At 70.3% G+C, this 7,680-nt stretch carries 7 protein-coding genes and 1 pseudogene; 5 read left to right on the top strand and 3 right to left on the bottom strand.

What is annotated here, in order from left to right:
• Positions 1-291: DUF3348 family protein (locus G3N61_RS39910; protein WP_241018087.1), on the bottom strand; the 291-nt coding region annotated here is incomplete at its 3' end.
• A 507-nt stretch (positions 292-798) separates the two neighbouring features.
• Here G3N61_RS39910 and G3N61_RS37025 point away from each other — a divergent pair.
• Positions 799-2,010, top strand: a complete 1,212-nt coding sequence (locus G3N61_RS37025; protein WP_205824877.1) for a hypothetical protein — start codon at positions 799-801, stop codon at positions 2,008-2,010.
• Positions 2,011-2,097: 87 nt separating this feature from the next.
• On the opposite strand, the gene G3N61_RS37020 is transcribed toward G3N61_RS37025, so the two are convergent.
• The gene (locus tag G3N61_RS37020; RefSeq protein WP_043179179.1) at positions 2,098-2,736 is read right to left on the bottom strand and encodes a LysE family translocator; all 639 of its coding nucleotides are present in this window, start codon (positions 2,734-2,736) and stop codon (positions 2,098-2,100) included.
• Between the two features lie 272 nt (positions 2,737-3,008).
• Here G3N61_RS37020 and G3N61_RS37015 point away from each other — a divergent pair, with 272 nt between their 5' ends.
• Together G3N61_RS37015 and G3N61_RS37010 are read left to right on the top strand one after the other, a co-directional pair.
• Positions 3,009-3,587 (top strand): hypothetical protein, encoded by a 579-nt coding sequence (locus G3N61_RS37015; protein WP_205824876.1) that lies wholly within the window; start codon positions 3,009-3,011, stop codon positions 3,585-3,587.
• 217 nt (positions 3,588-3,804) lie between these two features.
• Positions 3,805-5,181, top strand: a complete 1,377-nt coding sequence (locus G3N61_RS37010; RefSeq protein WP_205824875.1) for an FAD-containing oxidoreductase — start codon at positions 3,805-3,807, stop codon at positions 5,179-5,181.
• Positions 5,182-5,257: 76 nt separating this feature from the next.
• Here G3N61_RS37010 and G3N61_RS37005 read toward each other — a convergent pair whose 3' ends face one another.
• Complete coding sequence (locus G3N61_RS37005) at positions 5,258-6,151, bottom strand: SDR family oxidoreductase (RefSeq protein WP_205824874.1); 894 nt, start codon at positions 6,149-6,151, stop codon at positions 5,258-5,260.
• A 95-nt stretch (positions 6,152-6,246) separates the two neighbouring features.
• On the opposite strand from G3N61_RS37005, the gene G3N61_RS37000 reads away from it, so the two are divergent.
• A complete protein-coding gene (locus G3N61_RS37000) occupies positions 6,247-7,104 on the top strand; it encodes a helix-turn-helix transcriptional regulator (protein ID WP_043178223.1) in 858 nt (285 codons plus the stop codon).
• Between the two features lie 206 nt (positions 7,105-7,310).
• A pseudogene (locus G3N61_RS36995) lies at positions 7,311-7,680 on the top strand (MFS transporter); the annotation flags it as partial.

Genomic DNA, 7,680 nt, shown 5'->3' with positions numbered 1-7,680 from the left:
GGTCGTCATGACGGGCGCCGTCCTGCTGTCGGCGAGCCTGGCGCTGGCGAGCCGCGCGCCGTCGCTGCTCGCGTTCCAGCTGACTTTCGGCCTCGCCGTCGGCGGCGCGACGGCCGCGATATTCGCGTTCAGCGCGGACGACAGCGTGATCGCGTCGGTCCAGCCGAGCCACTGGCTCAGCCGGTCGGACAGCGTCTGCCGGGATTCCGCGACGTCGGCATCGGCCAGGCGCGCGAGCAGCCGGACGAGCGTCGGTCCGCTCAGCGCCGGGCGCGGAGGTGCTTGCACCATGCTGCAAACCGTCAAAAAAGGCAGCAGTTTACACGTCGCCGGGAGGTCGGCCGCCAGAATCGGGGAAGCGGCGCCGTTCGGTGCGGCGCGCAACATGCGCGAACGCCCGCCGCGCAAGGCTTGGCGGGCGACCGGGGGTTGCCGCGGCGACGGTCCTGCCGGGCCCTTGCCCTTGCCCTTGCCCTTGCCCTTGCCCTTGCCCTTGCCCTTGCCCTTGCCCTCGCCCTCGCCCTCGCCCTCGCCCTCGCCCTCGCCCTCGCCCTCGCCCTCGCCCTCGCCCTCGCCCTCGCCCTCGCCCTCGCCCTCGCCCTCGCCCTCGCCCTCGCCCTCGCCCTCGCCCGCAGCAGTGTCGCCCGCCGATCGCGAATATCCTCCGACGATACCTGCCGCGTTGCGCTACCATCGCAGCACCCGTCGAGCCACGCGTGCCGGCCGCGGGCTGCGCCGCCGAGACCGGGCGCCACCGACCCACAACGACAACAGACGGGCTCGTCCCGACCGCCTACGATGCTTGCCAATCTCGTCACGCGCCTGCGCGACCGTTTCGGCAAACCGCCGACCCCGCAGGCTTTCGCCGAACGTCTGATCGCCACGCTGCGCGCATCGGGCGACACACGCACCTGGCGCCACGAGGACGAGAAGGGCTGTCTCGTCCAGTCGGATGCCCCGTCGAACATCATCAACCTGAACAACCTGTTCCGCGACTACGCGGCCGCGAAGCCGTCCGAACGGGACACCGTGCTGAAGCGCCAGGCGAACGCGATGATGCAGCACGAGATCCCGGCGGATTTCGCCGCCGCGCGCGCCAGGCTGCGCCCCGTGATCCGCAGCGCGACCGAACGCTGCGTGACCGCGCTGCAAACGGCCGGGCAGTTCGGCATCACGGAGCTGGCGTTCCGGCCGCTGTGCGAGAACGTCGAGATCGGCATCGCGTACGACGGCGAGTTCAACATCGCGCGCCTGCCGACCGCGACGCTCGACCAATGGGGCGTCTCGTTCGACGACGCATGCGACATCGCGATCGACAACCTGCGGGCCGCATCGTCGAAGCCGTGGGCCGCGCTGCCGAACGGGGTATTCCTGTCGCAATTCGACGACTCCTACGACGCGGCGCGGCTGCTGCTGACCGACCTGCTCCACCGGCAGCCGATCGCCGGCGCGCCGGTCGTGATGGCACCGAACCGAGCGGTGCTGCTGCTCACCGGCGACCGCAATCCGGCAGGGCTCGCCGCCATGGTCGACCTTGCCGAACAGGCGCAGGCGCAGCCGCGCCCGCTACCGCCGCTGATGCTGCGCTGGGACGGCGCCGCCTGGCGGCGCTTCGTGCCGGAAGGACTCGCATCGAAACTCCACGCGCTGCGCATCGGCGAGCTCGCGGGCGACTACCAGGATCAGCGGATGCTGCTCAACGACCTGCATGAGCGCGACGGCACCGACATCTTCGTGGCGACCTACTCGGTATACAAGCGCCAGGACGGCAGCCTGTTCAGCATCGGCGTGTGGAGCGACGGCGTGCCGTCCCTGCTGCCCGAGACGGATATCGTCGCGCTCCATCGCGCGTCGACCGGACAGTCGGCCTACGTGCCGATGGCCGAGTTGCAGCGCACGTGCGGCGACCTGATGACGGCCACCGGGCATCACCCGGTGCGGTATGAAGTGAAGGAATTTCCGGACGACACGCGGTTCGCGGCGCTGCTGGAGCGCTTCAGCGAAGCCTGATGCCGATGCGCGTACGCGCGGTGCGCGCCAGCAGCCAGCCACGGGAATGGCCGGCCGCCGTGCGATGCAGATCGGGAATGGAAGCGGTCAGATCCCCGCTTTCGGCGCGTTCAGGATCAATCGCAGCCCGAGCAGCGTGATCGCGCCGGCCGCGACGCGGTCGACCCACTTCTTCGCGCGCAGGTAAAGCTCGCGCGGCCGGCGCGTGGAAAAGCACAGCGCGACGATCGTGTACCAGCCGAACTCGACGCCGAACACGAGCGGCGGCAGCGCCAGATAGCACCACAGCGGCGGATGCTGCGGGAGCAGCGCCGCGAAGATGCTGCCGTACCAGATCGCCGTCTTCGGGTTGCTGAGCTGGGTCGTGAGGCCCGTCCAGAACGACTTGCGCGCGCTGCCGCCGGCCATCGCCTGCGGATCGTCCATCGCGATCGGCCGGTCGGCGCCGCGCCAGATCTTCGACGCCATGTAGATCAGGTACGCGCCGCCCGCCACCTTGAGGCCCACGTACAGCCATTCGACCGCCTGCAGCAGCGTATAGAGCCCGGCCAGCGCGACGCCGCCGAACACGATGCCGCCGATGCCCATGCCGAGCGCGGTGGCCAGCCCGTCGCGGCGCGACAGCCCGATCGAATTGCGGGCAACCAGCACGAAGCTCGGGCCCGGAATCATCGCGCCGAGAAACAGCGCAGCCAGGATGGCGAGTACGGCAGCCGATGCAGTCATCGAAGTCTCCTTGATGAGCGACGCCGAATCGCCGACGCCTGCGTGTCGTTTCCGACGGTCGAGCCGCAGATTCTGGCACGCTTCGCGCATGGCCGAAAGCCGCCTTGCGCTGCTATGCTGGCCCTCTTTCCCGTCATTCGCGCCGCCGCCCATGATCGAGATCCGCGCCGCCCGTCGCGATCAATCCGATGCCGGGCACCGAATTTCTCGGGCGAGATCGGTAGACCCGTGCGCTCGACGCGCCCTTCCTCCTTTCGACCGGACACCCCGTCATGCGCGTTTCCCGACTGCCCTTCGTGCTCCTCCCGCTGCTCGCCGCGCTGTCGCTCGACGCCCGCGCCGGCGACCTGCCGAAATCGATCGCCGCACAATTGCCCGCCGGCTACCAGCCGCTGCGCGCGCAGGCCGGGCCGGATCTCGACAACGGGAAGCACAGCTTTCTCGTGGTCGTGCATCGGGCGGTCGATACGCGCGAGCAGCCGTCGCCGCGTCCGGTGCTGATCTTCGAGGAACAACCGGATCACGCGTTCCGGCTCGTCGCGCGCAACGATCAGGTCGTGCTGCGCGCGAACGAAGGCGGCCAGTGCGACCCGTTCGATCCCGAAGATGCCGCCGACAACGGCTTTGCCGTAAAAGGCCGCTATTTCACCGTGCAGAACTTCGTCGCGTGCGGGCAGCACTGGAGCGACTACGTGACGTTCCGCTACGACCCGCACACGCACGGGTGGCTGTTTTCGAACCGGATCGTCACCGAATCGTTTCCGCTCGACGACCAGCCCGACCACGTCACCGTCACGCGCGCCGACGCGCACCGGCCGGTGTCGTTCAGTCAGTGGCAACGCAAGGACTGACGCGGCCGGGGCAACGCGCTGCGACCGGTTGCATCGCACGCCGGCCGGCGCGGGCACGACCCGACGCCGTCATGCCCCGCTGCCCCCGCCCTGCCCGCACTCGCGAGCGCACGCCAACAGGGCTACCATAGGCGCTCGCCGTCGCGCGACCGTGCGCCGGCATCGCACGCGGCTCGCCCGCACGCGTTCCCTCGCGGCACCCGCACAGGAGGACGTCATGACGCAACACTTCGACGCGATCGTCATCGGCACCGGGCAGGCCGGGCCGCCACTCGCCGCGCGGCTGTCCGCCGCCGGGATGAAGGTCGCGATCATCGAACGCGGCCGCTTCGGCGGCACCTGCGTGAACACCGGCTGCATTCCGACCAAGACGCTGATCGCGAGCGCATACGCCGCGCAGCTTGCGCGACGCGCCGGCGAATACGGCGTGTCGGTCGGCCCCGTCACCGTCGACATGAAAGCCGTGAAGGCGCGCAAGGACCAGATCTCCGGCCGCTCGAACCACGGCGTCGAGCAATGGGTGCGCGGCCTCGCGAACACGACCGTGTTTCAGGGGCACGCCCGGTTCGAGCGCGCCGATGCGGTGCGCGTGGGCGACGAAGTGCTCGAAGCGGAACGCATCTTCATCAACGTCGGCGGGCGCGCGCAGGTGCCGGCCATGCCGGGCCTCGACTCGGTGTCGTACCTGACCAACTCGACGATGATGGACGTCGACTTCCTGCCCGAGCATCTCGTGATCGTCGGCGGCAGCTATGTCGGGCTCGAATTCGGCCAGATGTATCGCCGCTTCGGGTCGCAGGTCACGATCGTCGAGAAGGGCGCACGCCTGATCCGCCGCGAGGACGAGGACGTGTCGCAGGCCGTGCGCGAGATTCTCGAAAACGAAGGGATCGACGTGCAGCTCGATGCGACCTGCCTGAGCGCACGGCGCGACGGCGACGGCATCGCGGTCGGCCTCGACTGCGCGGGCGGCGGCCGCGAGGTCGCGGGCTCGCACCTGCTGCTCGCGGTCGGACGCGTGCCGAACACCGACGATCTCGGGCTCGACCGTGCGGGCGTCGCGATCGACGCACGCGGCTATATCGAGGTCGACGAGCAGTTGCGCACCAACGTGCCCGGCATCTGGGCGCTCGGCGACTGCAACGGGCGCGGCGCGTTCACGCACACCGCGTACAACGACTACGAAATCGTCGCGGCCAATCTGCTCGACGGCGATCCGCGCAAGGTGTCCGATCGCATCACCGCGTACGCGATGTATATCGATCCGCCGCTCGGCCGCGTCGGCATGACGCTCGCGGAAGCGAAGCAGACGGGCCGCCGGCTGCTCGTCGGCACGCGCCCGATGACGCGCGTCGGCCGCGCGGTGGAAAAAGGCGAGAGCCAGGGTTTCATGAAGGTGATCGTCGACGCGGACAGCCATGCGATCCTCGGCGCGTCGATCCTCGGCGTGACGGGCGACGAAGTCGTGCACGGGATGCTCGACGTGATGGCCGCGGGCGCGCCGTACACGACGATCAGCCGCGCGATGCACATCCACCCGACCGTGTCGGAGCTCGTGCCGACGCTGCTGCAGGATCTGCATCCGGTGGAATGACGCGCGGCCCGCATGAGTGTCATGCGGGCCGCGGGCGCGCCTGTCGTCAGCGACGGCACGCCCGCCAACCGCCCACTCAGCCTTCGAAATACCGCGGCCGGTCGATATCGGCCAGCAGTCCCGGCTGCGTCGGCGCCCAGTCGAGCGATGCACGCGTGCGCGCGCTCGTTGCGGGCGCATCCATCCCCGCGAACATCGCGAACCAGCCGAAGTGTTCGCCGGCTTCTGCCGCCGTTTTCGCGACGACCGGCACGTTCAGCCGCCGGCCGATCACGTCCGCAATGTCGCGGAACCGCACGCCCGTATCGTCGACCGCGTGATAGCGCGCGCCGGCCGCGCCGCGTTCGACCGCGACCCGGTACACGCGCGCCGCATCGAGCCGGTGCACGGCCGGCCAGCGGTTGTCGCCCTCACCGAGATAGGCCGACGCGCCCTTCTCCCGCGCGAATGCAATCAGGCGCGGCACGAAGCCGTGATCGCCGTCGCCGTGCACGGACGGCGGCAGGCGCACGACCGACGCGTGCACGCCGCGCGCCTCGAGCGCGACCGCGGTCGCTTCGGACGCACGCGGGTAGGCCGACGACACCGGCACGTGCGGATCGTCTTCCGTCGCCGCGCGCCCGGGTGCGACGAGCGCGAGCCCCGACGTGACGACCAGCGGGCGCGCCGAGCCCGCGAGCGCCGCGCCGATCGTCTCGATCGCGCGACGATCGAGCTCGCAGTTCTGCGCGAAGCGCGAGAAGTCGTGATTGAATCCCGTATGGATCACCGCATCGGCGGCTTCGGCGCCGCGCGTGAGGCTGTCGAGATCCTCCAGCGACCCGCGAAGGACGTCGGCGCCAGCCGCCGCGACCGACTCGGCGGCCGCATCGGACCGCGCAAGGCCGAGCACCGAGTGCCCGGCGGCAACGAGTTCGGCCACGACGGCCGAGCCGACGAACCCCGACGCTCCAGTAACAAAGACACGCATGTTCAACCCCTCCGAATGGCATGGAGGCTTACTATCTGTCGACCGCCGCGCACGGTGAAGTCGTGACGGTTTACCGGTAAACGAACTAACAGGCTATGCCAGACGCCCCCGACAACCTGCTCGGCGCGTACCTGCGGGACCGCCGCGAGAAACTCGACCCGGCCGCGCTCGGGCTGCCGGCCACGCGCCGCCGCACGCCGGGCCTGCGGCGCGAGGAAGTCGCGCAGCGCGCGCACGTGAGCACCGCGTGGTACACGTGGCTCGAACAGGGGCGCGGCGGCGCGCCGTCGGCCGACGTGCTCGACCGGCTCGCGCGCGCGCTGCTGCTGAACGACGCCGAGCGCGAGCACCTGTTCCTGATCGGCGTCGGCCACCTGCCGGAAGTGCGCTATCACGCGACCGACCATGTGTCGCCGCGCGTGCAGCACGTGCTCGATTCGCTCGAGGCGAGCCCCGCGATCGTGCGCTCGGCGACGTGGGACGTCGTCGCGTGGAACGACGCGGCGGCCGCGACGCTGACCGACTACACGACGCTGCCGCCGGAACGGCGCAACATCCTGCGGCTCATCTTCATCGATCCGCACGTGCGCGGCGTGCAGGCGAACTGGGCACGCGTCGCGCGGTTCGCGGTAGGCGCGTTTCGCGCCGACGTCGCGCGCGGCGGCGCGACGCAGGCCGTGCAGGCGTTCGTCGACGAGATGCGCGCGATGAGCGCCGAGTTCGACGCGCTGTGGCGCGACCACGATGTCCGCTCGCACGAAGAAGGGACCAAGGAGATCCACCATCCCGCGGTCGGGCGAATCGCGCTCGAATACTCGGCGTTCGCGGTGAGCGGCCGGCCCGACCAGACACTCGTGATCTTTACGCCCGAAACGGCGGCCGATCGCGCGCTCGTCCGGAAACTGGTGGCCGCACACGAGCAAGCCCGGGCCGAGCAGATACCCGTCGCATGACGGTGCGCGTTTCGTCTGACGAACGCGCCGTCGCGCGGTATCGCCCGCCGCCGCCGGCCGCCCCCATCCGTCCCCGTCGCCCCGTGCGAATCCATCGCATTCCGCACTGATTCCCAGTCGAATATTTAATTTTCACCTGGCGTAGCGCGCGCTTACCCTTTCGGCATCGCATCACCGGGCCACCGGCCCCTCCCTGGAGCATCCCGATGTCCGAACCCGGCACCGCGCAAGCCGTCCCCCGCCCGCATGCGGCTTCCGTGTCCTATGGCGCGCTCGCGCTGCTGGTGCTGGCCGGCCTCAACCTGCGCCCGTTCCTGACCGCCTTCGGCCCCGTGCTCGACGTCGTGCGCGCCGACACGGGCCTCGGCTTTCGCGCGGCCGCGCTGCTGACCACGCTGCCGTTCGTGCTGATGGGTGTCGTCGCCGGGATCGGCGTCGGGCTCGCGCGGCGCGTCGCCTGCATCGCCCGCGTCGCCTTCGTCACCGGTTACGCCGGCCGCGTCGGAACCGGCGTCGCCAGCGTCACCATCGACGTGACCGTGCGAGCCGTCCGAGTCGTCGGCCGGCGCCTTCGGG

The sequence above is a fragment of the Burkholderia sp. Ac-20349 genome, assembly GCF_017104865.1.
GTDB lineage: Bacteria > Pseudomonadota > Gammaproteobacteria > Burkholderiales > Burkholderiaceae > Burkholderia > Burkholderia aenigmatica.
This window is presented reverse-complemented; position numbering and strand designations above follow the sequence as displayed.

What these genes read in the sequence shown, in the direction of transcription:
- G3N61_RS37025 (WP_205824877.1), top strand. Translation starts at nt 799, where the DNA reads ATGCTTGCCAATCTCGTCACGCGCCTGCGCGACCGTTTCGGCAAACCG.
- G3N61_RS37020 (WP_043179179.1), bottom strand. Translation starts at nt 2,736, where the DNA reads ATGACTGCATCGGCTGCCGTACTCGCCATCCTGGCTGCGCTGTTTCTC.
- G3N61_RS37015 (WP_205824876.1), top strand. Translation starts at nt 3,009, where the DNA reads ATGCGCGTTTCCCGACTGCCCTTCGTGCTCCTCCCGCTGCTCGCCGCG.
- G3N61_RS37010 (WP_205824875.1), top strand. Translation starts at nt 3,805, where the DNA reads ATGACGCAACACTTCGACGCGATCGTCATCGGCACCGGGCAGGCCGGG.
- G3N61_RS37005 (WP_205824874.1), bottom strand. Translation starts at nt 6,151, where the DNA reads ATGCGTGTCTTTGTTACTGGAGCGTCGGGGTTCGTCGGCTCGGCCGTC.
- G3N61_RS37000 (WP_043178223.1), top strand. Translation starts at nt 6,247, where the DNA reads ATGCCAGACGCCCCCGACAACCTGCTCGGCGCGTACCTGCGGGACCGC.